26 protein-coding genes and 1 pseudogene are annotated in these 24,533 nt (G+C 41.8%); 6 read left to right on the top strand and 21 right to left on the bottom strand.

All coding sequences use genetic code 11. From position 1 onward, the window contains the following. Nucleotides 1-775: 775 nt before the first annotated feature. The 5 genes and pseudogenes from CUU66_RS23000 to CUU66_RS22985 all read right to left on the bottom strand — a co-directional run bounded on the left by CUU66_RS23000 (nucleotide 776) and on the right by CUU66_RS22985 (nucleotide 6,209). A complete protein-coding gene (locus tag CUU66_RS23000) occupies nucleotides 776-1,216 on the bottom strand; it encodes a cell wall hydrolase (protein WP_101645734.1) in 441 nt (146 codons plus the stop codon). Nucleotides 1,217-2,779: 1,563 nt separating this feature from the next. Then, nucleotides 2,780-2,944, bottom strand: a complete 165-nt coding sequence (locus tag CUU66_RS24490) for a hypothetical protein (protein ID WP_180955407.1) — start codon at nucleotides 2,942-2,944, stop codon at nucleotides 2,780-2,782. A gap of 1,047 nt (nucleotides 2,945-3,991) precedes the next feature. After that, a complete protein-coding gene (locus CUU66_RS22995; protein ID WP_101645733.1) occupies nucleotides 3,992-4,630 on the bottom strand; it encodes a hypothetical protein in 639 nt (212 codons plus the stop codon). A 452-nt stretch (nucleotides 4,631-5,082) separates the two neighbouring features. Continuing rightward, nucleotides 5,083-5,777 (bottom strand): annotated as a pseudogene (locus CUU66_RS22990) (SDR family oxidoreductase). Between the two features lie 117 nt (nucleotides 5,778-5,894). Then, nucleotides 5,895-6,209, bottom strand: coding sequence for a putative quinol monooxygenase (locus tag CUU66_RS22985; protein ID WP_101645732.1), 315 nt, complete (start codon nucleotides 6,207-6,209; stop codon nucleotides 5,895-5,897). Between the two features lie 410 nt (nucleotides 6,210-6,619). Here CUU66_RS22985 and CUU66_RS22980 point away from each other — a divergent pair, with 410 nt between their 5' ends. Further along, nucleotides 6,620-6,847: a DUF4362 domain-containing protein gene (locus CUU66_RS22980; protein ID WP_180955406.1), complete on the top strand. Its 228-nt coding sequence runs from the start codon at nucleotides 6,620-6,622 to the stop codon at nucleotides 6,845-6,847. A 123-nt stretch (nucleotides 6,848-6,970) separates the two neighbouring features. After that, entirely contained in the window at nucleotides 6,971-7,228 is a 258-nt protein-coding gene (locus CUU66_RS22975; RefSeq protein WP_101645730.1) for a hypothetical protein, read from the top strand. 364 nt (nucleotides 7,229-7,592) lie between these two features. Here CUU66_RS22975 and CUU66_RS22970 read toward each other — a convergent pair whose 3' ends face one another. From CUU66_RS22970 to hflX, 3 genes are all read right to left on the bottom strand, one after another. Then, nucleotides 7,593-8,201, bottom strand: a complete 609-nt coding sequence (locus CUU66_RS22970) for an undecaprenyl-diphosphatase (protein ID WP_101645729.1) — start codon at nucleotides 8,199-8,201, stop codon at nucleotides 7,593-7,595. A 548-nt stretch (nucleotides 8,202-8,749) separates the two neighbouring features. Further along, nucleotides 8,750-10,015, bottom strand: coding sequence for a methionine gamma-lyase family protein (locus CUU66_RS22955; RefSeq protein ID WP_101645728.1), 1,266 nt, complete (start codon nucleotides 10,013-10,015; stop codon nucleotides 8,750-8,752). A gap of 13 nt (nucleotides 10,016-10,028) precedes the next feature. Continuing rightward, nucleotides 10,029-11,285, bottom strand: coding sequence for a GTPase HflX (hflX, locus tag CUU66_RS22950; RefSeq protein WP_101645727.1), 1,257 nt, complete (start codon nucleotides 11,283-11,285; stop codon nucleotides 10,029-10,031). 588 nt (nucleotides 11,286-11,873) lie between these two features. On the opposite strand from hflX, the gene CUU66_RS22945 reads away from it, so the two are divergent. Further along, nucleotides 11,874-12,488 (top strand): trimeric intracellular cation channel family protein, encoded by a 615-nt coding sequence (locus CUU66_RS22945; RefSeq protein WP_101645726.1) that lies wholly within the window; start codon nucleotides 11,874-11,876, stop codon nucleotides 12,486-12,488. Nucleotides 12,489-12,505: 17 nt separating this feature from the next. On the opposite strand, the gene CUU66_RS22940 is transcribed toward CUU66_RS22945, so the two are convergent. From CUU66_RS22940 to CUU66_RS22920, 5 genes are all read right to left on the bottom strand, one after another. After that, nucleotides 12,506-12,751 carry a glutaredoxin family protein gene (locus tag CUU66_RS22940; protein WP_101645725.1) on the bottom strand — a complete coding sequence of 82 codons (246 nt, stop codon included), beginning with the start codon at nucleotides 12,749-12,751 and terminating at the stop codon, nucleotides 12,506-12,508. A gap of 21 nt (nucleotides 12,752-12,772) precedes the next feature. Further along, nucleotides 12,773-13,735 (bottom strand): stage V sporulation protein K, encoded by a 963-nt coding sequence (gene spoVK / locus CUU66_RS22935; RefSeq protein ID WP_101645724.1) that lies wholly within the window; start codon nucleotides 13,733-13,735, stop codon nucleotides 12,773-12,775. 280 nt (nucleotides 13,736-14,015) lie between these two features. Continuing rightward, nucleotides 14,016-14,252 (bottom strand): RNA chaperone Hfq, encoded by a 237-nt coding sequence (hfq, locus tag CUU66_RS22930; protein WP_101645723.1) that lies wholly within the window; start codon nucleotides 14,250-14,252, stop codon nucleotides 14,016-14,018. A 29-nt stretch (nucleotides 14,253-14,281) separates the two neighbouring features. Next, a complete protein-coding gene (gene miaA, locus CUU66_RS22925; RefSeq protein ID WP_101645722.1) occupies nucleotides 14,282-15,241 on the bottom strand; it encodes a tRNA (adenosine(37)-N6)-dimethylallyltransferase MiaA in 960 nt (319 codons plus the stop codon). 186 nt (nucleotides 15,242-15,427) lie between these two features. Further along, nucleotides 15,428-15,799: a winged helix-turn-helix transcriptional regulator gene (locus CUU66_RS22920; RefSeq protein WP_101645721.1), complete on the bottom strand. Its 372-nt coding sequence runs from the start codon at nucleotides 15,797-15,799 to the stop codon at nucleotides 15,428-15,430. A 549-nt stretch (nucleotides 15,800-16,348) separates the two neighbouring features. Here CUU66_RS22920 and CUU66_RS22915 point away from each other — a divergent pair. Together CUU66_RS22915 and CUU66_RS22910 are read left to right on the top strand one after the other, a co-directional pair. After that, nucleotides 16,349-17,545 (top strand): MFS transporter, encoded by a 1,197-nt coding sequence (locus CUU66_RS22915; RefSeq protein ID WP_101645720.1) that lies wholly within the window; start codon nucleotides 16,349-16,351, stop codon nucleotides 17,543-17,545. A 95-nt stretch (nucleotides 17,546-17,640) separates the two neighbouring features. After that, on the top strand, nucleotides 17,641-18,486 hold the full coding sequence (locus CUU66_RS22910; protein WP_101645719.1) for an aldo/keto reductase: 846 nt from the start codon (nucleotides 17,641-17,643) through the stop codon (nucleotides 18,484-18,486). 59 nt (nucleotides 18,487-18,545) lie between these two features. Here the strand turns inward: CUU66_RS22910 and CUU66_RS25180 are convergent, their stop codons facing one another. Then, nucleotides 18,546-18,668, bottom strand: a complete 123-nt coding sequence (locus CUU66_RS25180; RefSeq protein ID WP_257968118.1) for a hypothetical protein — start codon at nucleotides 18,666-18,668, stop codon at nucleotides 18,546-18,548. A gap of 129 nt (nucleotides 18,669-18,797) precedes the next feature. On the opposite strand from CUU66_RS25180, the gene CUU66_RS22905 reads away from it, so the two are divergent. Next, on the top strand, nucleotides 18,798-19,418 hold the full coding sequence (locus CUU66_RS22905) for a cupin domain-containing protein (protein WP_101645718.1): 621 nt from the start codon (nucleotides 18,798-18,800) through the stop codon (nucleotides 19,416-19,418). A 72-nt stretch (nucleotides 19,419-19,490) separates the two neighbouring features. Here CUU66_RS22905 and CUU66_RS22900 read toward each other — a convergent pair whose 3' ends face one another. From CUU66_RS22900 to CUU66_RS25170, 7 genes are all read right to left on the bottom strand, one after another. Beyond that, nucleotides 19,491-19,889: a MaoC/PaaZ C-terminal domain-containing protein gene (locus tag CUU66_RS22900; protein WP_374703023.1), complete on the bottom strand. Its 399-nt coding sequence runs from the start codon at nucleotides 19,887-19,889 to the stop codon at nucleotides 19,491-19,493. Then, nucleotides 19,886-20,338 (bottom strand): MaoC family dehydratase N-terminal domain-containing protein, encoded by a 453-nt coding sequence (locus tag CUU66_RS22895; RefSeq protein ID WP_101645717.1) that lies wholly within the window; start codon nucleotides 20,336-20,338, stop codon nucleotides 19,886-19,888. Before CUU66_RS22895 ends, CUU66_RS22900 begins: the two co-directional genes overlap by 4 nt. Nucleotides 20,339-20,355: 17 nt before the next feature. Next, nucleotides 20,356-21,120, bottom strand: a complete 765-nt coding sequence (gene fabG / locus CUU66_RS22890) for a 3-oxoacyl-ACP reductase FabG (RefSeq protein WP_101645716.1) — start codon at nucleotides 21,118-21,120, stop codon at nucleotides 20,356-20,358. A 22-nt stretch (nucleotides 21,121-21,142) separates the two neighbouring features. Further along, nucleotides 21,143-22,321, bottom strand: a complete 1,179-nt coding sequence (locus CUU66_RS22885; protein WP_101645715.1) for an acyl-CoA dehydrogenase family protein — start codon at nucleotides 22,319-22,321, stop codon at nucleotides 21,143-21,145. 564 nt (nucleotides 22,322-22,885) lie between these two features. Continuing rightward, complete coding sequence (locus tag CUU66_RS22880; RefSeq protein WP_101645714.1) at nucleotides 22,886-23,092, bottom strand: hypothetical protein; 207 nt, start codon at nucleotides 23,090-23,092, stop codon at nucleotides 22,886-22,888. Between the two features lie 28 nt (nucleotides 23,093-23,120). Then, a complete protein-coding gene (locus tag CUU66_RS25175) occupies nucleotides 23,121-23,900 on the bottom strand; it encodes an iron-containing alcohol dehydrogenase (protein WP_257968117.1) in 780 nt (259 codons plus the stop codon). Then, nucleotides 23,807-24,331, bottom strand: a complete 525-nt coding sequence (locus CUU66_RS25170) for an iron-containing alcohol dehydrogenase (protein WP_257968116.1) — start codon at nucleotides 24,329-24,331, stop codon at nucleotides 23,807-23,809. The genes CUU66_RS25175 and CUU66_RS25170 overlap by 94 nt, the downstream gene beginning before the upstream one ends. Nucleotides 24,332-24,533 lie beyond the last annotated feature (202 nt).

Genomic DNA, 24,533 nt, shown 5'->3' with positions numbered 1-24,533 from the left:
ATACTACTCGATTTATAATATGTACAAGCCATGATGGAGGGAAGGGCTCCTACACCAATCTATTTACAAAAATAAAAGATTGCCTCCAAAAAGAGGCAATCAGGAGTGCATGCACATGGGCGTAATACATGCGGATGATACGGCAGCGTGCTTTACATAATACGCAAAATCACAATGAACTGAACTGGACAAGCAACCAATTGTGATATTTACTTTCTTTTCCTAATATAATCCAGGATCCACTTCTCTTTTCTGAATCCATGGATATATATGTGTAATTTTGTTCCCTTTCTTGTATTACAAGCCTCTCTGCCCCAAAATAAAAAGAAACCCTCGAAAGGATGCCCTCTTGTACTTAATTTCCGTCAGTTCCCATGTCTTTGCTTAAACGTGCGTTTCCGCCGCCACCGCCTGGGTCTTTACTATTTTCGATACTGCTACATGATTTATTCATGGTATCCCCTCCTACTTTCAGCGTTATAGTCTTCTACATAAATAATTACTTCTTGGAACTATCTTTAAAGCCTGTTGTATTTGGCAATTAAAAAATGCTGTTTATGGCAGTATGTTTTTTCAAGGTGAAAAACCTGAAAATATGCAAGGAACGAATAAAAACTTGCATATTTTCAGGTTTTAAGTAATTTAGGATATTCAACAAAAACGCTCGTTAGATTAAGTTCAATATTTCACAATCTTGCTTTCTTGAATAAAAACTATTACTAAAAGTTTTTTTTATTTTGTGTAAATATTTAAAAAGCTTACTCAAAGAGTAAATTTAACCTCTATAAACACTTTCACACGTTCCAGGTTTTGGTTCATAAAAACAATGTTCTTTAAATTGACCAGTAAGAGGTTGACCATACCATGTTGGAGGGCATGCTGCATGCGGATTAAAATACCAAAGAGCATATTTCGCTGGGTGGTCTCTCCAATAATCCAAATTCAGTTTTGCTAATCTTCTTTCAGAAGCTCTTGCTCTTTGATAAAATACATTCCCTTTTTGAACTGCTTCAAAAGAAAAATTTCCTCCTTGTACTTGAAAAATAGCTTGGTTAACTGATCTTAAACCTGTAAAGTCTGAACAATTTGCTACAATACGATTCACAATTACATTTCCAACATATAACATTCCCTGTTTTCCTTCACCTACTGCTTCTGCTCTCATCATCCTTGCCATTAAGTCAACGTCTGAACTTCGGTAACTTACTCTTGGCATTTTTCCACCCCAAAATTATAGTATGAAAAAAAGCCTACATTCATGTCATTGTTTATATAATTAAGAATGCTTAACGGATAAATAGTCGTTTATTTTAATTCTAATGAATTCGTTGTAATATTGCTCCACAATGTCTCTAAGAGACACTCCTATTAACATCTATTGATTTGAGATGTAATTTTCAGAAGAAGCCATCGTCTTGCACTTTTTTATAAAAATAACATAAGAAAAGATTGCAAGAAAGCTGGTTGTAAATATGATAGTTCCGAACGGAATAGCAGAATAATTACCCGCAATACCTCCAAGTGGAGCAGTAAGGCGCCCAATAAAGTTCGCGTATCACCCAAGATTGCGTATGCACTTCCAGCAATATGATCTTACGATTCCATGGTAATGTTTAAGAAGTTGGACCTGTAATACCGTTAAAAAGCAAAGTGGAAGGACCAACAATAATAACGGACCAAGTCAAACAGACACCAGCAAGACAATCCTTCCTGGCATAAAAGCTAGTACAAGCCCAATAGGAAGAATACTATTTTCTTTTTTTTATTTGACCTGCTAATTAACGCCTAGTATTAAACTAATGCCATTCAATGCAAATAGCATTGTTCACTCTTCCGGTGTTACTTCCTTAATAAAGTGAGAAATTATTAAGATCCAATTTTATTCGAGGATACTCTAGCAGTGTATATTTATTTTTTTTAGTAATACACTTTACTAATATAAAGCATTAAAGTTATAATAATATTCAGAATACGTCCCCAAACTTATTCTAACTTGACTTATTCATTTTCGTAATGAATAAGTCTTTTTATTTTACTTGCTGTACACATTAGTACACCAATTAAAGGACCTTCCTGTAAATTGGTGTGCTTATGTGTAACTTTGGGTATAATTAACGTTCGTATGAAATTTATAGTCGGAATACAACCTCGGCGTTCCTGACGAAGTTTCATCTTTAACTGGCCATCTTAAACCATTATGCGTTTCCAGCCGTTCATACGTTATTCCAGTTATGTATCAAGGACGTCCCTTCGAGACCAGCTTAAATTCTTCAAAACATTCCTCGAGAGATTTATATCCAATAAATTATGTGTCTGAATACTATAAGGATAGTTGAAAAATGAAGTTACCCAAAAGAAGCGGTATTCCACAACCTGTTGAACTTTAGTGGTTCCGGTTCCGAACGACTAGAAAAAGAGAATTGTGGTCATTTTTTAATGGGAAATCTCTGTTTTTTAGGGTTGAACCATTGATTACCATTTTTTGCGCCTTTAGCTCCGCACTCCAAGAAAACATGCGTTTTGGAAGAGGTTTTTATTTAATATTAAGAAATGAGAATAATGCAGCATGGTTTATGCTTAACTTGTGAGGATATGCTTATGTTCAGAGGGTTTATGCTTATCGAGCTGCCTTTTTGCTTTTCTTCCGACGAATATGCTTATTAATACCGAACAAGTCCTCTTTATCATGGCAGTCTTCACTTAAAGCAGCACAATAAAATAGGCCGCCGAGACTTCTCGATAGCCTGAATAATAATATACGTCCAATGAAGGATCTAGCTTATCCGTTAAACCAGCCATTTGTATTTGTTCGTGCTCTTTCGGTTTCTGCAATCCTGTTTGGGTCCGTTTCGTAGATATTTCCATTGCCTGCCTTATGAGATGGTTTAACTAAAAACTGAATTATACCAATAAACGCAGCGATAAATAGTAATACCCAGAACATATGGTTCAGCTCCTTTAATAAAAGGGTTCTTACTATTATTATATTTAATTTTGGAAATTATGACAATTCAATCCGCTTTATTAAACAAGGAAACTTAATAAATACGCAGCGAAACCCATACAGCGAACCCTAATAAACAAAGCCACCGAAGAGCGGACCGGCTATACCAATGAATCTGAAAATTGAACATTAAGGCTGTTTTCGCAAACTTTGTTGTTATTGAAAAAGAGGGTTGATTTCCACTACGGATGCTCGCTTTCCGCGGGGCGGCTGCTGAGATCCTCGGCTTCGCCTATAGGGTCTCACCTGATCGAAAAGCGGAGGACGGTGCTTTTCAAGAAAAGATCCATCCACATGCTGAATAAAAATCTTTTTTAGTAGAGGCAAAACACTTAAAGAAAAGCAGACACCTGATAAAGAAGGCTTGCTGATTGGCAAGCGATAGCGAAGACAGAAGCTTAGTCGCCCTTACCACGCTTGAACGGCCACGTCCTGTGGCCCAGCCTGGCTTGCACATCCTGTGCTTCGTGCGTTAGCCCGGCATAAGACGAGAGGCAGTAAAAGGCCGATTTTGCCTTTTAATGGTGATTGGCTAGACCCGCGGTGTCAGTCCGGAGCTGGACAATACCCGCAGCTCCCGAAGGTGTCTCGCACCCTACGTTCCAAACAACCTGTTTAACAATTAGGCAGGTTCACAGAACTTATAAAAAACAACAATCTTTTAGAAAAGAGCCAATACTAAAAAAGTTCTGCCGGCAGTAAAAATGTAGTAAATGAGGTCATTTTACAAGTGTATATTGGTAATACTATTTCTAAGATAATCGTATTTGGTATACATTTTACTATATATTTCATATAGTGATGGAATAGAAAACAGCCTCCTTCATTTAGAAAGAGGCTGTTTTAGTTCAAAGTTATAAAGTCAAGCGTAGGGAATTTTTAACGTCAAAAAAATAATACCAATTAACAAGTTTCAAAGAGCAAGTGTCACAACTCTTTTTGTTATGAAGTTTTATTGTTTTTGAATAATTTTTCTCCGAGTCTTTTTCATTTTGACGATATAAGAACAGTTTTTGTGTTTGTAGCTGCACTTTCAAATGAATCTCGTTCTCTGCTCCCAATCACAAGTAGCGTAGAACCCTTCACTGTTGTTTCTTCCTTGTTAGGAACGAGGGCGAGTTTATTGTTCAGCAGATAGTAATCATCTCTTAATTCGTGCAATTCATTCCAACCACTGGACGCAATGAGAGTGTACGGGAATTCATTTGTCAGGAAACCCTTGCTGTTTAGCCTATCTAGATTATGAAAAAACACATGTGCGTCACTTAACCTTTTATATTGAAGCCACGACTTGGATGTACTCTCTGAGACATCCGCATTTTTTTCTTCCTGATTTTCACTGTAATGGATGATGTTATACCCTTTTCCCGTTTTTTCGATAATTTCGAAGCGGATGGATTCAATTTTTTTATTTTCGTCTATGATCATATGAAATTGCTCGATGTTTGCATGCTTTGACACGTTTTGTTCTTTCCTCAGCCTTTCCCACTTTTCCTGAAAAACGGATGTTTTCACATTGCTTCCTCTAAAATGGGTCTTGTGCGTTTCCCTATTAAATTGATAAAAACCTATCATAATGACACCAAGTGTCAGTAAAATCCCTAATCCCCATTTCAGTACCTTCATACCACGCCCCCTTTATTCTCTTTAATGTAGTATACAACCAGGACAGGCTTCCGTGCTAGCACTTTATCAGTAGGGGACGGGGCATCTTTTATAAAGGGTTATGCTTATGTGGGTTATGCTTATGTTTTGAAGGTTTATGCTTAAGGTTTAAAATTCTATGCTTATGAAAGAGCTTTTATGCTTCATTCTTTCTTCTCTCTTTACGCTAAGGCACCAGCTCTATTGCTCAAGCCATCCCCTTTATGCTTAGGCACCAGCTCTTATGTTCAAGCCGCTCTCTTTCTGTTTAGGCACCAATTCCTTTGCTCATGCCTCTGTCTTAATGCCTATGCCTATGTACAACTCTATCGCTCAAGCCATCCCCTTTACCATTACGCACGCTTAAGCTACCCTCATCATTCTTACTCAAATTAGAGGGGCTGCCACTTCAGGCAGCCCCACCAATCCCAGATTTAAATAAAACCGCCATTGACCCGAATGGTCTGCCCAGTTATCCATTGTGATTGTTCGCTTACTAGGAATGCTATGACACTGGAGATACCCTCGGGCTCTCCTAACCGATTGAAGGCGTTCAGCCTCTTTAGGCCTTCAATTTGTTCCTCTGTTTTTCCAACTGTGAATAACTCGGTATTAACTGGGCCAGGTGCGACTGCATTGATCGTGATTTTTTAGCGCCAAATTCTTTAGCAAGCTGCCGTGTAAATTGTTCCACCGCACCCTTTGTTTCCGGCATAGATGCTGTATGCCGGAAACATTCCACTACAGAGGTAGACAGGTTAATGATCCGACCCTGGTCCTGCATATATTTCAGCGCTTTTTGGCAGGCAAAGAAGGTACCTTTAGCATTAATCCTAAAGATTTTGTCATAATCTTCTTCCGTTACATCGGCTAATAATTTATTGATCATGATTCAGGCATTATTCACAAGGATATCTACCTTGCCAAAGGCATCAATTGTTTGTGCAAATAGGCTTTCGATTTCGGATATCTTACTAATGTCTGCTCTTATGGAGATTGCATTTCCGCCCTCTGCTTTAATCCTGTTAACTACATCTCCTGCATCCTTCTCGCCGCCGGCATAATTAACAACGATACTCGCGCTCCTAATGAGGCTAATTGCATTGCTATCGCTTTGCTGATTCCTCATGAAGAACCTGTCACGATTGCCACTTTTCCTGATAATTCAAAACCCATTTTTCCACCCTCCAACATTCAGTCAGTATATTTTTTATGAAGCAAGAATGAATTAAGTAAAAAAATTTTTTTAATTCACAGAAATTCCCTTCCCGCCCATAGCCGTTAGCGTACTTATTCTTTCCATTCCAGTAATGATCGGCTTCGCACGCTGTATTAATAATTGTGTAGATTCAAGGGCTAAAGAAGCCTGATGGGCTTGTTCGTGACTCCACACTTCATAAACATATACAGAATTCGGGTCCTCTTCGGAAACATGGATAATATATACCTCACATTCAGGCAATGTCTCCATGGAGCGGGCTGCTTCTAACAGGATATTTACCATTGTGTCACGTTCGCCTTCTTTTACAGAAAACTTCCCAAATAAGCTGAATTTACTCAACAATCTTCTCTCCCTTATTGAGGCAATAAGTACTACCATTTGAACTAGTTTAGACTAGTCGTTAACTCTGCACCATACCAAGCAGGTGTTGATATGAGCCTGGTGGTACCTTCCATGGTCTGTCATTTGCCCGGATTCAGCCGATAGTGGCCATCAGTTCATTTTTATATTAACCTTTTAGTCCTCAAAGTAGAATAGTTTCATCATACCCATAACCTTAACATAAATTTCAAGTAATAAGTCCATTACATCACCCTATGATTTGGCAACGGACCCAATGTAAATATAAGTATAAAAAAGATTACGCTCTTTGTATAATTTAATAACATACACAATGGAAAATAAAGTAAACAAAGTCGTCGAAAGGGAGATATGCTTTAAAGAGTTGGATTTTAGCGGCGAATATCCTTTTGTCAGCATGTTCCCACCAGACCAAGGTGGCTGAAGATGATGTAGTGGCCGCTAACATAGGTGTTACTAATATAGAGCTGCTCGATCAATTCGTAGAAAATGTCCAAAAGAATAAAAAGGACAGTGTTCGGGTTATACACTATACCATGGAGGGTGACCCTATTTTTCAAACGTTACACTTCAATGGGAAAAATATTGATTATACCTATGATTCAACCGAAGATTGATTTGGCAGTGATTCAGTAATGAAGACAAGCTGCGATCAGGTTGTACGCTTAGAGGGAAATACTGAAATGGATTATTAACTTGCGGGATGCAAAGGGGTAGCAGAATCCCAGGAGCTTTTAAAGGTGAATTACAGCGTAAGTGAACAAGACCGGTTTGATGTGCGCCTGAAATATGGCAGGAATCTGGAGAATGAAATCAATACAGCAGATAAAAAAATGGTGGTTAGGTACGAAGAAAGTGATGTTACAAAAACAACAAGTGATTTTACACTCACTGAGGGTGAATTGTCTGTCATATACCAGAATATAGTTTTATCCAACTATCTGGACCAAAAGGTACTCAATCATTCCTGTCATTCCCCCAAAAACAGTATGAGTTGACGGTATGGATCAACGATGCCAGATACACCACCTATAAGTGGGGCGATTGCGACCGCAAGAATGGAAAACAAATGACTGGACTTGCAAATAATATTATCGATATCGCTAAACATACAGAGTTTTATTAACCCTGCCTAAAGGGTACCCTTCATTCTAAAAGGCTGCCTGAGCAGCCTTTCTTTGCCGTTGATAGAATCAAAGACTTCCAATGAAAGTTAAAGACTTAATATCCTCAGAATCTTTTTCTCCATTCAAAATTTTTTCCACATCACCTAACGTGTCCCAAAACCCTTATATCCATTTCCCTGGACAACAAAAAAAGCCGCCGAAGCAGCTTTTTTTCAATTGTTCATTCAGTACTCATTTAAAAATCCTTCGACTTGGAGTCTTTTGATTTGGCGAATGGAGATAAAATAAATCGTTCACCTTTATCGTACAGCACCAGCAGTCTCCTGACTATGCCTAGTTCAGGAACCACACGATATACGATATAAGCGGAAACAATGCTTATGAGAGCTCCTACTAAAACATCCGCGGGATAATGGACGCCTACCCAAATACGGGAAATGCCTACAAGGACAGCCAACACAACCCATAAAAATGACCAGCCTCTTCTGAAGAACCAGAAGGTAACACAGATTGAAAAGAACAACATGGTATGATCACTTGGAAATGAGTTATTAACCGCTTTTTCAATAAGTTTATTAACATGAGGCAATTCAGCAAATGGCTGATTGTTCGAGTGAAGCCGCCCAACTACTTCTGCAAGCAATTCAGCCGCAAGAAACGAAATCATGGCACAAAGAACCATCATTCGATTTTTATTGGTACGGGTAAACCAATACACGAGCATCGCTAATGCCAAGAAAAAGACCATATACTCAGCAATAAAAATCGCAATCGGATTTAAAGATGTATACTCTTTCCCGATATCATTAATCATCCTAAACGCATCAACATTAATTTCGGACATTGAAAAAAATTCCTCCTGAATCTATCACTCTAGCTAGTTACATGCACATAACGTATATTCTACTATAGTAGGGTGTAAATGGACAAACATATTAATAATATTATAATTTCTGGATTTCATCAACCGTCACGAATGTATATCCATCCATGGTAAGCGCCTTTAATATCCCTTTAATTGCTTGGAGTTCATCCTGATCATAAGACGCAGGACATCAAATTGGAAACCATACGTATTCACATAAGCGGATGATTTTTAAGACTCATTTATATGTCCCTGTCAGGAGAAGGAAAATCACCACAATCCCTAAACCTGCTCCCATTAATTTCTTTTTAAATTAACGACAGTGTTTCTTAGATAATGAGTAATTATAGCTGAATTCTTACTAGCTTCCAAGACTGTTATTTTATTTTTCACCTTGTTCGTATAATTGATTGAACGTACTGTATATTTGTTCTGCACCAATGATTCATAAAAAAGCTTTCAGTTAGAAGTCCTTTTTACAGGAAAAAACCCGCCTCCTAAAGACGGGTTCAACTTCTCCTGCATTTTCAATCCAGCAGTCCCTTGCTGATCAAGCTATCAACTGCACTTAATACAGCGATTTTTACATGAGAGTATGTTAGCCCTCCCTGTACATAAGCCGTGTATGGAGCCCGGGTCGGCCCGTCTGCGGTAAGCTCGATGCTGGCTCCCTGGATAAAGGTGCCGGCAGCCATGATCACATCATCTTCATAGCCAGGCATATAGCTTGGGTATGGTGTGACATGCGAGTTAACGGGTGATGCGAATTGGATGGCCTGGCAGAATGCGACCATTTTATCTCTGTCATTAAACTGGACAGACTGAATCAGGTCGGTCCTTTTCGCATCCCAGGCTGGGTGTGTGTTCATGCCTAGCTCACTGAGAAGTGCAGATGTGAAGATGGCCCCTTTTACTGCCTGTCCGACAACATGGGGAGCAAGGAAAAAGCCTTGATACATCTCCTGCAGGGAATATAATGAAGCACCTGCTTCTGCACCGATTCCCGGCGAAGTCAGCCTATACGAACATGCTTCCACAAGGTCTTTTCTACCGACAATGTAACCGCCTGTTTTAGCAAGGCCGCCGCCTGGGTTCTTAATAAGAGATCCTGCCATTAAATCAGCACCCACGTGGCAAGGTTCTTGGTCTTCTACAAATTCCCCGTAGCAGTTATCGACAAAAACAATCACATCGCTTTTTAATTCCTTCACAAATAAAATCATTTCAGCAATTTCATCCACAGTGAAAGAAGGGCGGGTGGCATAGCCTTTCGAACGCTGAATTCCAATCATTTTGGTATTAGGTTTCACAGCATTCCGGACCGCATCAAAGTCCACCCGGCCCTCATCGGTCAAATCCACAGCCTGATAGCTGATATTGAATTCTCTAAGAGAACCTACGCCGTTCCCCCTTATACCAACAATTTCTTCTAACGTGTCATATGGCTTGCCCGTGATATAGAGGAGCTCATCTCCAGGTCTAAGGATGCCGAATAGCGCGGTGGATATGGCATGTGTTCCTGAAATAATCTGCGGTCTGACCAGGCCTGCTTCCCCGCCCAGCACTTCCGCATAAATGGATTCAAGCGTGTCCCGTCCTATATCATCATAGCCATAACCGGTAGATGGATTGAAGTGAGAATCGCTTACTTTATGCTTCTGAAAGCTTTTCAGTACACGAAATTGATTTGTTTCTATTCGTGCATCCGTTTCTTTATGAAGAAATGCAATTTTTTGTTCAATGGTATCTGATAGGCGTTTTAAATGACCGCCATTTTGTAAAAACTCAAACATTCATGCTGCTCCTTTATTCTTGTGTAAACTTCTCAAGCTGTCCAGCTAAAGGGTGATCCTTCAGACAATATCCCCGGCATTCGTACAATTCTGTTTCTTCATCAAATTGCAGTGATCTGAGAATCGTTTCATTCTTTAATTGAGATAAAAGCCTGCCTTCGCCTGATGGCACAAATACATGGTAGCTGTCCATCGATAGAATAACCTGCTCCTCAATTTGTGCTTTCAATTGATCAAGGTCACTTTCGCTTAAAGCGCTCATTGTTAAGGTTTGCCCTTTTGAAGTTGGAACAAAATCCTGATGCTGGGCATCACTTTTATTATATACAGTCAACTGAGGCAGTTTATCCGCTTCTAAATCCGCCAGCAGCTGATTAACTGTTTTCTCATGATTGAAATAATCAGCATTTGAAGAATCTACTACATGTAAAAGCAGATCTGCTTCTTTTGTTTCCTCAAGTGTTGACCTGAACGCCGCGATCAGTGATGTGGGCAGGTCCTGGATAAATCCTACCGTATCGGTAAGGAGGATCGTAAATCCGCTCGGCAGAATCACTTTTCTGGTCATCGGATCAAGAGTTGCAAACAGCAGGTTCTCTTCAAAAGCGCCTGCTTCTGTCAATTTATTAAATAGAGTTGATTTCCCAGCATTCGTATAACCGACTAATGCGGCCTGGAACGTATTGTTTCTTTTTCTTCTCTCCCGGTACCGTTCGCGGTGATGAACAATAGTTGAAAGCTGGGATTTTATATCATCGAGCTTTTTTCTGATATGCCGGCGGTCGGTTTCGAGCTTCGTTTCACCGGGACCCCTGGTACCAATACCACCGCCGAGCCGGGATAGGGACAGTCCTTTACCAACGAGACGAGGAAGCAAGTATTGCAGCTGGGCATGCTCTACCTGCAGCTTCCCTTCTCTGGATTGCGCCCTTTGAGCAAAAATATCCAGAATGAGCTGGGTGCGGTCAATGACCCTTGCTTCGAGGATCTCCGAAAGGTTGCGTATCTGGCTTGGTGTTAATTCATCATTAAATATGATTAAATCCGGCTCCAATTCCTCCTCCAGAGTTTTTAATTCCTCCACTTTTCCTTTACCGATATATGTAGCAGGATGGGCGCGGTCCCTCTTTTGCGAAACCGTGATCAATACCTCTCCCTGCGCTGTTTTCGTCAGTGAAGCAAGCTCTTCTAATGAATATTCAAATCTTAGGTCGTCATCGGAAAACTGACAGCCGACCAGAATAGCAGTCTCTCTTTGTTTTTGTTCCAAAAGCGACAACTTCCTTCCATTTTGAGATGGTATCACCATCATACCAAAAGTATGATGAATAAGCGAAATTCGTTTTTGGGCCTTCATTGAGTGTGTTAAGACCTTTCCCTGACTTTATGACTCGTTTCGAGCCTTCAATGGCTTTGTGAAGACCTTTTCTCTGCCTGATGAGCTGGGTTTGGGCCTTCATTAACCTTATGAAGACCTTTTCTATGACTGACAAGCTGGGTTTAAGCTATCATCGGCCTTATGAAGACCTTTTCTATGAATGACAAGCTGAGCTTGGGCCTTCATCGGCCTTATGAAGACCTTTTCTCAGAGAGACAAGCTGGTTTGGGCCTTCATCGGCCTTATGAAGACCTTTTCTCTGCCTGACAGGAGACAGCTCGTCTTAGGCCTTTCAGGTGTCTGCTTTTCTTATAAAATAATTGTCTTTAACAGTTAAGATCTTCATGGTGCTTTAGTCAATGTGGTTTGAAAAGCACCGTTCTCCGCATTTCTGTAAAAAAACGCTTGCATTCGTTCTGGTTCGTGTTAAAATCAATTTTGGTTCAATTTAATTATTATACATGTAAGAGGTAGATCAGCATGACATGGGAACTTTTAAGTATTATCGGAACCATCGCATTTGCGGTAAGCGGAGCAATTATAGCGATGGAAGAAGAATATGATATATTAGGTGTTTATATCCTCGGAATTGTGACCGCATTCGGCGGCGGTGCCATCCGCAATTTGCTCATTGGGCTTCCGGTAACAGCTCTTTGGGATCAAAGTTCGTCTTTTGTTATCGCTTTAGCTGCGATTACAATCGTGTTCCTTTTTCCACAGAATCTGCTGAAGCACTGGAATATCTGGGGTAATTTCACGGATGCCATAGGCTTGTCCGCATTTGCGATCCAAGGTGCTTTATATGCAGTGAAAATGGATATGCCGCTCAGCGGGATTATTGTTGCAGCCGTCCTGACAGGAAGCGGCGGCGGAATTATCCGGGATTTACTTGCCGGGCGTAAGCCCCTCGTTTTCAGGGATGAAATCTATGCCGTCTGGGCTATTATCTGCGGTGCGGTAATCGGGTACGGGCTTGCCGAACAGCCATGGGAACTGTATATCCTTTGCTTCCTGACTACCCTGCTTCGGATATTATCTTATAAGTTCAAATGGCGCCTTCCTTATCGAGGGCTTGCAGAAAAAAAGACGGCGTAGGCGCCGTCTTTTTCTAGTTACAGAACATCCTGCTGAACAAACGTCATAATGGCCTGCGGATCAAATCCCAGAATCCAGTTGCCATTTACCTTAATCTGAGGGACGCCCATCTGACCTGTCTCATCCACAAGCCGCTGCGCTGCTTCCTTATCCTGCTGAACATTTATTTCGGTAAAATCCAGTCCCTGTTCATTCAGGAAATTTTTCGCCTGGATACAATACGGACAGGTATTGGTTGTGTATACGGTGATTTCATTATCCATGGTAAACCCTCCTTTTGCTTTTTAACTGTAGCTGTCTTCCTCTTCATGTTCCAATGCTAAATCTACGCTGCGAATTGTGATTAAATCCATCTTGTCAAAGCTGTCACCTAACAAAACCCTCATGGACTGAGACCTTATGGACTTTTCAATTACATTCCGGATATACCGCCCATTTGAAAAGCTGACCGGATTTACTACATTTTTGATATAGCTTAAGTGTGATCTGATTTTTCTCTCGGCATCCGCACTAAGGATATACTCTTTCTCCTTTAACATTTTATTTGCAATCTCCATCAGCTCTTCAACTGTATAATCCGGAAAATCCACTACAATTGGAAACCTGGAGTGCAAGCCTGGGTTCAAAGTAAGGAAAAAAGACATTTCACGTGAATAGCCTGCAAGAATCAATACAAATTCATGCTGTTTGTCTTCCATGTGCTTAACCAGAGTGTCGATCGCTTCTTTTCCAAAATCTTTCTCTCCACCCCGGCCGAGTGAGTATGCTTCATCAATGAATAAAATGCCTCCGATCGCTTTTTTGATCAGATCTCTAGTTTTTTGGGCGGTGTGGCCAATGTATTCTCCTACGAGGTCTGCACGTTCCGCTTCGATGAGGTGGCCTTTCGACAGTACATTCATCTGATGGAACAGCTTGCCGATTAATCGTGCTACTGTTGTTTTACCCGTACCCGGATTGCCTTTAAACATCATATGGAGCGCCTGTTTTTCGGCCTTAAGCCCATGTTCTTCTCTCTTTTTATTTACGTAAATCCAGGCATAAATTTCTTTAATCATTCTTTTCATTTCGCCCATTCCAACAAGGGCACCCAGTTCATTTTCAATCTCCATCAAAGGTTTATGTCGGAGAGGCACATCCAGTGTTGCAACAGGCCCTGGAACCTCTTTTTTCAATGCCTTTCTCTTCTGCCCATTTAAGACAATATTAATTTGTCCGTTATTTTTCATCCGAAAAGGCTGATCCATTTATTTCACCTCTCGATAAAAGCTTACCTTCTGCTTGTTTTGTAAGACTTATTCCGTTCCCTTTTATGGAAGCTGGCTGTCAGAGACACCAGCTGCTATTTTTCTACATTTTTCGAAGAATTGTCGATTCCTGCGGTTTCCTGAGAAATAATTCTTCTTCATAAATACATATTCAATACTATGTCAAAACAGTAGTAATTGATGAAAAAACCCGCTTGATTCTTGTAAAAAACAAAAACGGCCAAGGATTAACCCTGGCCGTTCTAACATTCTGTTTTTCTTAAGATTCCTTAGCTTCAAAATCAATTTGTACATTTCGCTGAGGTGCAAATGTGGAGATTGCATGTTTATAGACAAGCTGCTGTTTGCCTTCACTTTCAAACAGCACTGTAAAATTATCAAATCCTTTAATCTGGCCTCTAATTTGGAATCCATTTAATAAAAAGACGGTTACATATGTCCCTTCTTTTCTTAATACATTTAAAAATTGATCCTGGATATTTACTGATTGTTTCATGTACAAGTCCTCCTCTATTCTCTCTATTTTTATCTATTCGCTTTTATTGCCAGCTTTCCTGCAATAAAAGCGGATATTTCATCAACTTTTTTATCGAAGCTTACTCCATCTCCCATGTTAAACCAGGCTACCTCCATTTTGTTTCGGAACCAGGTTAGCTGGCGCTTGGCATATCTGCGGGAGTTCTGTTTCAGATTCTCAACTGCTTTTTCCAAGGAAGCCCTGCCGTCAAAATAATCATACAGCTCTTTGTAGCCGATAGCCTGAATCGATTGACAGTCCTTTAATCCCTCATCATAAAACTTGCGGACTTCTTCTTCCAGCCCCTGCTCCACCATGAAATCTACACGGTCATTGATCCTCTTGTACAGAAGTTCACGATCCATATCGAGTCCAATAATGACAGTATCATACTTTAACTCCTGCGGCTGGGTTTCCATCTGTTCACTCATCGTTTTTCCGGTGCAATGAAAAATCTCGAGTGCCCGGATCACTCTCCGGGTGTTCTGGTATGGGATGCGTTCAGCACTCGCAGGGTCAACCTTTTGCAGCAAGGCAAAAATGGCTTCAGGTCCTTCCTCGCCGGCTTTCACTTCAAGCATCTTCCGGTATTCCTCATCAGAAGGGATATCAGGAAACTGATATCCATAAATAACGGATTGTATGTATAAACCTGTGCCTCCCGCAATAATAGGAAGCTTCCCGCGGCCGGATATGTCGGAAATCAATTTTGCCGCCAGGTTCTGGAATTCAGCAGCATTAAAGCCTTCATCCGGATCTTTAATATCAATCAAATGATGCGGAACATCCTGCATCTCTTCAGGCGTGACCTTGGCAGTCCCAATATCCATGCCTCTGTAGATCTGCATCGAGTCTCCGCTGATAATCTCGCCGTTAAACATACGGGCAAGCTCTACACTCAGCTTGGTCTTCCCAACGGCTGTCGGTCCTATAATGACCAGTAATTTTTCCTTCGCCAACTTCTTCACTGCCTTACTTTCTTTTTTCCTATCTTACCATAATGTAACAAAGCAGTAGAACATTTATCCATTATAGTAAAAAAGCGTTCCTTTTATACTGAAATGGGAAAGATTTTTTCTACTTCATTTTTTACCCATAATTTTTGCAGAAGAAACTTCCTCTGAAAAAAAAGAAGCTGAATCCCTCTAAACGAGTTATTTCAGCTTATCGTTTAAAACACTTTCTTCCAGAACGTCAAATTTATCACCATAGACCCTGGTAATATGGGCCGCTCCCCAGGCGCATAAAGAATCTAATATACCTTCCAGACTCCGTCCATACTCGCTCAGCTCATATTCCACTTTTGGCGGAATCTGGTTGTACACGATCCGATTAATCACTCCGTCTTCCTCTAACTCCCGCAATTGCTGCGTCAGCATCTTTTGAGTGATCCCAGGCATCAGCCGTTTCAATTCACTCGTACGTTTTTTCCCATGAGTCAAATGACACAAAATCACGCATTTCCACTTACCGCCGATAACCTCAAGTGTCGCTTCCACGGAAATATTGTATTTCTTTTTCTCCATTTTTCATCCTCCTGTTCAAAGAGAAAAACATTTATTATTACGTTCTAACAGGGTCCATGGATTGAACCAGGGTTCCTGCTAAGAATATACATTAGCTGGTGCATGTCTATATGAAATAATTGCAGCACATAAAGAATGAATGGATACGGATAAGAAAATCATTGCTGCGTATAACAAATGAATGATACGGAAAAAATTTATTTTGCGTTTCGCGGAAATCACTTCTACCGCATGTCGCTGAATTGTTTTTTCGTCCAATATATTGAGCGAAAATACCTATATCTGCTTTAAACAATTCATGATTGCGCCAACGCTGCATGCTGACTCACAGAGCTGTCTTTCGTTCATGCAACTTGAACAGCCACAATTTATAGGCACCAAAAAGTTCCTATGGTACTTGAAAGTATCTATATCACTTAAAAGTGCGTACTTTTCTTTATATCTCATATATAACATAATAACATTTGCCGGTTGAAATGGACTATTCTTTTATTATGTTTTTCTTAATGATGCGGCACCATACAAAAGAAGAAGTAGGAGGAAAGAAAAATGGAGTTAAATAAACGACGGAGTACGCTGGCGCTGCTCGCATTAGCAGTCAGTGCCTTTGCAATAGGAACAACCGAATTTATCAGTGTGGGGCTTCTGCCGCTTATCGCTGATGATCTGCACATACCAGTAACAACCGCGGGGTTGACGGTTTCCCTGTATGCCCTTGGAGTTACTTTTGGGGCACCTGTTTTAACATCATTGACTTCAAGTGTTTCACGCAAAACATTATTGCTTGCGGTTATGATTGTCTTTATTGCCGGCAATAGTATAGCAGCCTTTTCAAATAGTATTGAAATTTTACTGTTAGGACGGGTGGTCGCTGCCTTATCGCACGGGGTATTTATGTCAATCGGTTCTACAATCGCGGCTAACTTGGTTAAAGAAGACCGCAGAGCAAGTGCGATTTCCTTTATGTTTACAGGCCTTACGGTCGCTACGGTAACGGGTGTGCCATTTGGTACTTTTCTCGGCCAACAGTTTGGGTGGAGAATGGCTATTATCTCAATTGTTATTATCGGAGTTATTGCTTTTATCGCAAATGCTCTGCTGATCCCAGCATCCCTGCCAAAGGGAACTCGTACAACATTGGGCGACCAAGTTAAACTCATTACGAATGGACGCATTTTACTGGTTTTAATCATAACAGCACTTGGTTATGGAGGAACGTTTGTTGTATTTACCTACCTATCTCCATTGCTGGAGGAAATAACAGGATTCCGAAAAGAAAGTGTCGCTGGCATTTTGCTTGTTTATGGTGTAGCCATAGCCATCGGGAACATGATTGGCGGCAAGGCAGCAAACCGCAAACCGATCAATGCCCTTTTCTATATGTTTGTGGTCCAAGCTATTGTCCTGCTTGTGTTGACATTTACAGCACCGTTTAAAACAGCCGGGCTGATCACCATCATAGTAATGGGACTATTTGCTTTCATGAATGTTCCGGGACTTCAGGTGTATGTTGTGATGCTGGCAGAGCGTTTTGTGCCAAGTGCTGTAGATGTCGCTTCCGCCCTGAACATAGCTGCATTCAATGCAGGAATTGCGATCGGCTCATATCTCGGTGGAATTGTAACAGACTCAATCGGGCTTATCCACACTTCCTGGATCGGTGCCGTAATGGTTGCAGCAGCGGTTCTGCTTACAGGCTGGAGCCGTCATCTAGAGCGAAAGGACAGCAGTGCTGGTAGGGCCTAAATAATTCACGAAGTATTTCACCTTCATCAAGGGAGGTGAAGAATACTAGAACCATCAGTTTGATACTAACCAGAATACAGAGGAGGAAAATGGTAATGACAGCTATACATTTACAAGATACAACTACACTTCATAATGGTGTGAAAATGCCTTGGTTCGGATTAGGTGTTTTTAAAGTAGAAGAAGGGCCGGAATTAGTGAATGCCGTTAAGACAGCCATTCAGCATGGGTACCGCAGTATCGACACCGCGGCTATTTACCAGAATGAGGAAGGCGTTGGCCAGGGAATCCGTGAAGGCATTGAAGCGGCAGGCATCAGAAGAGAAGAATTATTTGTTACATCCAAGGTCTGGAATTCCGATTTAGGATACGAGTCCACACTAAAGGCGTATGAAACGAGCTTAGAAAAACTTGGCCTCGAATACCTTGATTTATACCTGATTCACTGGCCCGTAGAGGGAAAATATAAAGGAGCATGGAAAGCGTTGGAAACTCTTTATAAAGAAGGACGGGTAAAATCAATCGGGGTCAGCAACTTTCAGATCCATCATCTTGAAGATGTGATGAAAGACGCAGAAATAAACCCGATGATCAACCAAGTGGAATACCACCCGCGCTTAACACAAAAAGAACTTCAGTCCTTCTGCCGTGAGCAGGGAATCCAGCTGGAAGCCTGGTCTCCTTTAATGCAGGGAGAATTACTGGATAATGAGGTTCTTGCGGAAATTGCCAAGAAATATAACAAATCCACAGCTCAGGTTATATTGCGATGGGATCTTCAAAATGGAGTAGTCACCATTCCAAAATCCACTAAAGAACACCGAATTGCTGAGAACGCATCCGTATTTGACTTTGAATTAACGAAAGATGAAATGGAACAGATCGACAGCCTGAACCAAAACCTGCGTGTAGGTCCAGATCCGGATAATTTTGATTTCTAAAAACAATAACAAGCTCAGAGATCTATGCTCTGGGCTTTTATTTTTGTTATCTACCCTATTCAGCGTACTCCTTCAAGGTTTAATTTCTTCAGTTCTCTCAAAACAAATGTTTCACGTTGTACCCAGCTATTTTTCTGTAATGGTTTAATAAGGTTTTCGTTTTCTTGAATTGCTTCTTCCATGCTGATCCATTCCGGAGTAAACACTAATTCGGGCCTGCATCCTATTCCATGAGATATAGACCTGCACTCATCGACTCTTTCAGCATAAATTGTTTGATAATCTCATTTTTAACAAAAGGATGAAGTTAAATGGTTTCCTATATGGATTATACGTCTCCTAAAACGCAATTCTTTGCCGATGTAAATAAAAGTACTTTGTTTAAGAAAGACCGGAGGAATTATATAAATGTGCTTGGCATTGATCAATTAAATACGTTAGAAAATGTATCCCTTTTGGACATCTATTTAAGCAGGAATAATGTAGTGGAACCTCACTACCACCAGAATGCAGCAGAGCTCGTATTTTGTATTACAGGATCAGCGGTCGTTTCCTTATTGAATCCCTTCACCAAACAAATACAAAACTACCCCATCAAGCCTGGACAGGCTGCAAACGTTCCGCACGGATGGTGGCATTATGAAGTGGCCACTGAAGATAACACGCATCTACTCGCCATTTTCAATGCACCGACTCCTGAGGTGATCCTTGGCTCTGATTTATTAAAATTGACCCCGGCAAATATTATGGCTCATACGTACTGCCTTGATGAAAACCAGTGGAAACAGGCGATAGCACCGGTACAGCAGACTACCTTTATTGGTCCGCCTGCAAACTGTAACCGAGGTTCCTATCAACCCGCTGCAAATAAATACGACTATCAACAGCCGGCTGCCGCACATAAGAATCAGTACTACCCATACAATCCGTAAATTACGGATATCTAAAAAAAGCAGTGGATTATGACTGAAATCCCACTGCTTTTTTATTTTCTTCAAGTGTTATCAGTATAGAGCAAAAACGATTTGCCCTTTAATAACCTCTTTGTCTGCCTGGTTTACAGCGGCCACATTAAAATGCAGTTTATTTTCCACCTTATCCTGGAGTTCTGCTTTTAGAGTGATGGTATCATGTAAAAATACCATGCCTCTAAACCTGATTATGTAGTCCTCGATATACCCCTCTTCATAGTAGGAGGTAAAGAGCTTTGAGAGGTTGCCCATTGTCCACATTCCATGGGCGATGATTCCTGGCAGACCCGCTTTCTTTGCTTCTTCGTCAATCGTATGGATTGGATTAAAATCACCTGACGCACCAGCATATTTAATCAGGTCAAGTCTTGACACCGGGTCAAGCTGTATAGTTTGAAGTGAATCCCCTGCCTGAAGTTCGGTCATCTTCATACACGATCCATCTCCCTTCTAACAGCTTCTGAAATGATGACTGTTGATTTCGAAGTAAAGACGATGCTGCCTGAAGAGTCTTCCCCAAAGCTCTTCAGCAGCAGGAAACCCATTTTCCCCTGAGTGCCGCTTTTTTCCGTATAACCTGTAACTTCTGAGTAACAGAAGATATCTTCACCAACCAGGAGCGGTCTCTTATAGTGAAAGGTTTGTTCCCCATGAATAAGTCCTTTATCAGGAAGATCAAGGCCTTTGATATCACCGTAATCAAAGACTCTCGGGAAAGTGGGAGGAGCAATATTCGCACCGAAACGGGAGTTCCTGCCCGTTTCTTCATCTACATAAATCGGATGAGAGTCTCCGATGGCTTCCGCAAACTTTCGTACGGCTCCTCTTTCTACAGTGTTTTTTATCTTAGCAGATTGTTTTCCTATCGTTTCGCTGAACAAGGATCATCACTCCCCGATTAGTTTTTTGGACCTCCGGCAACGTATAATACCTGGCCACTTACAAATGAAGATCTCTCATCCGCAAAGAAGGCAACCGCATTGGCTATGTCTTCGGGCTTTCCGCTTCTCGCGACAGGAATCTGGCTTACACTTGCACGGATCAAGTCCTCAAATGATATGCCGATTCTCGCTGCCGTTTCCCTGGTCATTTCTGTTTCAATAAATCCTGGAGCAACGGAGTTTGCTGTAATTCCAAACTTGCCGAGCTCAATGGCCAGCGTTTTGGTAAACCCCTGAAGCCCCGCTTTTGCAGCTGCGTAATTCGCCTGTCCTCTATTTCCAAGGGCAGATGTTGAAGAAATATTAATGATCCGGCCATATTTGTTTTCTACCATATATTTTTGAACGGCACGGGCTGCATTGAATGATCCTTTCAAATGAACATCCATAACCGTCTGCCAATCTGAATCAGTCATTTTAAAGAATAAATTATCGCGGATGACGCCGGCGTTGTTCACCAATATATCAACAGAACCGAACGTTTCAACCACTTCCTTAACGGCTGCTTCAACCTGCTCTGCAACAGTGACATCCGCTAATTTTGAATAGATCTTATAGCCCTTTTCATTCAAATCACTTGTTGCCTCACTCAATGCCTCTTCATTCAAATCAATAAAAGCAACGTTTGCTCCTTCTTCTGCAAAAAACTGAACAATCGCCTTACCTATTCCTCTGCTTCCTCCAGTGACAAATGCTGTTCTCCCTTGAAATCTTTTCTTCATATTTTTCATTCCTCCTGATGTTTTATATGAATTGACCGACCTTAACATGACCCTTTAACAAGTCTCGCGCAATAATCATGCGCTGGATTTCATCTGTACCGTCATAAATTCTCCACAGCCTTGCCTCGCGGTACCAGCGTTCGATCGGCAATTCGCGGGTATAGCCCATTCCGCCGTGGATCTGCAAGACCCGGTCTACCACTCTGTTCCCCATATTTGAACCATACAGTTTAGCAATCGAAGCGAGATGCCTGTTATCTTCTCCCTGATCCAACGTAAAGGCAGCATTCAGCGTCAGCCATCTAGCTGCTTCGATTTCTACCGCTGAATCTGCAATCTGCCATTGAATAGCCTGTCTTTCTGCGATGGGCTTGCCGAATGTTACCCGCTCTCTGGAATAATCAATGGCCATCTGCAGCAGTCTTTCAGCTGCGCCAACTGCCCTTGCGCCAACAATCCATCGCGCAAAACCGATCCATTCAAGCCCTAGCTTATAGCCCCCATTTACTTCTCCCAGAATATTTTCTTCGGGCACACGGACATTATCAAACACAAGGCTGGCAGGACCCCATTCGCCCATTGTATGTATATACTCAGACTTCCAGCCCATCTCCCGGTCGGCGATAAAACATGTCACACCATCTCTGCCGCCTGTTTCGCGGTGCCGTTCTTTATCCGTAATGGCAATAACCATTACGAAATCAGCCTCATTGCCCCCTGTAATAAACGTTTTTTCACCATTGAGAACCCAGTCGCTGCCTTCTTTCACAGCGGTCATCTGAATATTTCTGGTGTCTGATCCGGCACCAGGTTCCGTCATCGCAAAGCAGGATTTCTTCTCGCCGTTAATCGTTGGGATTAAATATCTCTGCTTCTGCTCATCGTTGGCATAATAGAGGATATTATCAGCCGACCCTCCAAAAGCAAACGGAACAAACGTCTTTGAAATCTCCATCCACACAATAGCCATCATCATCTGGCCAAGATTGGCCCCGCCATATTCCTCAGGCGTGTTGATCCCCCAGAATCCTGCCTCTTTTGCCCGTAATTGAAGCTCTTTCAGTTTGCCAGGCGGAAGACTCGGACGGCCTTCCCGCTCATTTCGCAGCACCTCATTTTCAAGAGGGATTAATTCCTTCTCTACAAATCTCCTAATCGTCTTCTGAACCATCTTTTGCTCTTCTGACAAACGTAAATGCATACCTTCAACTCCAATCACAAGTTTTATAGTAGATTAGAAAAGTGGTTATCTATTATTATACCTACCGGTTAGTATGTTTAGTATATCAATTTTTCAAATAATATAGATTTCATGAGGTGAACCCCATTTTACTATGACAGCAGCGTGATTCTTTGTGAGCAGGGTTTATAGAGTTTATAGATTATGGACAAACCTGGCAGCTAGAATCCATCAGCCTTTCAGGCAACCCTGTATCGTGTTAGCAAGTTGAACCAGGTTGACTTGCACCCAATTGAACTTGCTCTTTTGGTACAGAGTCCCTCCCAAATTTGATTGTACGAAATTGCTAACAACTTTTTAACTTTGAGAGCCAAAAAACAGAGTTGCGGGCGACTTTCATTATATTGCAGCATAAATACCAGATGCTGCCCGCAACTCTTTATCAAGTTTCTAAAGCAATGTGAGCAAACAAGCGTCAGCATTTTGCTAGGTCATCTACATTTAAAACTAGCGGCTAGCTTTGGCGCATTCATGGCCCGGATCGCTCAATAATCGGATTACCCGCTCAATTAGTTCCGTATAAGCTCAATTCGCTGGATGCTCTACCCAATGGGGAGGTACTATTTTAGAGAAACGCGCAATTATTTTCTTATCCGTTACAATTATTTTTTTATCCGCAGCAATAATTCGGTTATACGTACCAATTAATTGGTTATATGATCCAATTCCATAGAGACTCCGCGCAAGGTACATCAAATGAAAGCATATTCTTCGTTGAAGCTTTGGTCTCATTTACCGCCGCCCCCATTCTGTCTCCCATCTACTTAACCCCAACCGGCACAACTCTCTCCCCGACCGCTGCTATTAACTCTACCGGCATTGGAAACGATAGGGCCGCCGGATCTTTGGCGACCGCTGCAGTGGCTTTAGCCAGGTCTTCCCCGGATAGATTGTAGTCGGAGAAGTCAGCAGGAAGACCGATTTTGTGCTGAAGAAGACGAATTTTCTCTACCACCCTGGCTAAAACTTGCAGGGGATCAGAGTCTTTCGATTCGATACGTAATGCCTCTGCCAATTCATTAACTTTAGGCAGATACAGCTGCGGAACGGTTTCCATTACAATTGGAAGGAACACGGCGTTTGCCAGGCCGTGCGGAATCCGGAACAGGGCTCCGTATGCATGGGCAAAATTGTGTACCGGAATGGCGTTCAAAGCAAAGCTGAAGGCCGAGATTCCCATCAGACTTGCTTGGAGCATTTCCATTCTTGCCTGTACGTTTGAACCTTCGGATACAGCAACAGGAAGATTTCTTTCTATCAGCCGGATGGCATGAAGAGCGTGAGCGTCTGTTAAGGCAGTTGCATTTGGTGAAGCGAGTGCCTCTATTGCATGTGTCAGAGCATCAAATCCGGTAAAGGCAGTGATGACAGGAGGAAGCCCTGTCGTTAAGTCTGGATCTAGTACGGCAATATCTGCACTGATGAACGGGTTGATGATGTTTCCTTTCATTTGAAGTTCTTCATTATATATAACAGCAATCGGAGAGACCTCTGACCCAGTCCCTGCTGTAGTCGGAATGGCAATGTGCGGGATCTCCATAAAGTTGGCCTGCGGGAATTGTTCGTATCGGAACCCCCTGGAATGGCGTCTTTTATGTCAGTCAGTCCCTTGTGCAGGGCGTATTTGACTCCTTTAACTGTGTCGAGCACGCTCCCGCCGCCGACTGCCAAAAGCCCATCGGCTCCCACTTCTCTGGCATAGCGTGCTGCGGCGTTCACAAAGCGGCTTTCCGCGTCCTGAGAAATATCAAGATAGATTCCCGCAAGCTCCGGACCGGTTCCATGCGGAGTCAATTGAAAGATTTGGGCCACTTTATCGACTATTCCCGCCTTTTCAAGTCCACAGTCACTGAACAGAACGACTCTTTTAGCCCCAAGCCCTCTGAATAAATCCGGCACAAGAGCCCTTGTATTGGAACCGCTGTAAATTCCCGTTCGAAGCATAAATTGAGAGAGAGTTGTTGTCAGCATATTTTCCACCTCTTTTTTTCTTTCTTATTGGCTGTTTTAGCAAACATTGTTGTTATTGGACAAGGCGCTTGATTTCCACTACAGGATGCTCGCGGACCTTAGGGGCGGGCGCCCGAGCCTCCTCGGCATCGCCTGCGGGGTCTCACCTGTCCCGCTGCTCCCGCAGGAGTCTCGCACCTTACGTTCCAATCAACCTGTTTAA

The sequence above is a fragment of the Peribacillus deserti genome (assembly GCF_002863585.1).
GTDB lineage: Bacteria > Bacillota > Bacilli > Bacillales > DSM-1321 > Paraperibacillus > Paraperibacillus deserti_A.
This window is presented reverse-complemented; position numbering and strand designations above follow the sequence as displayed.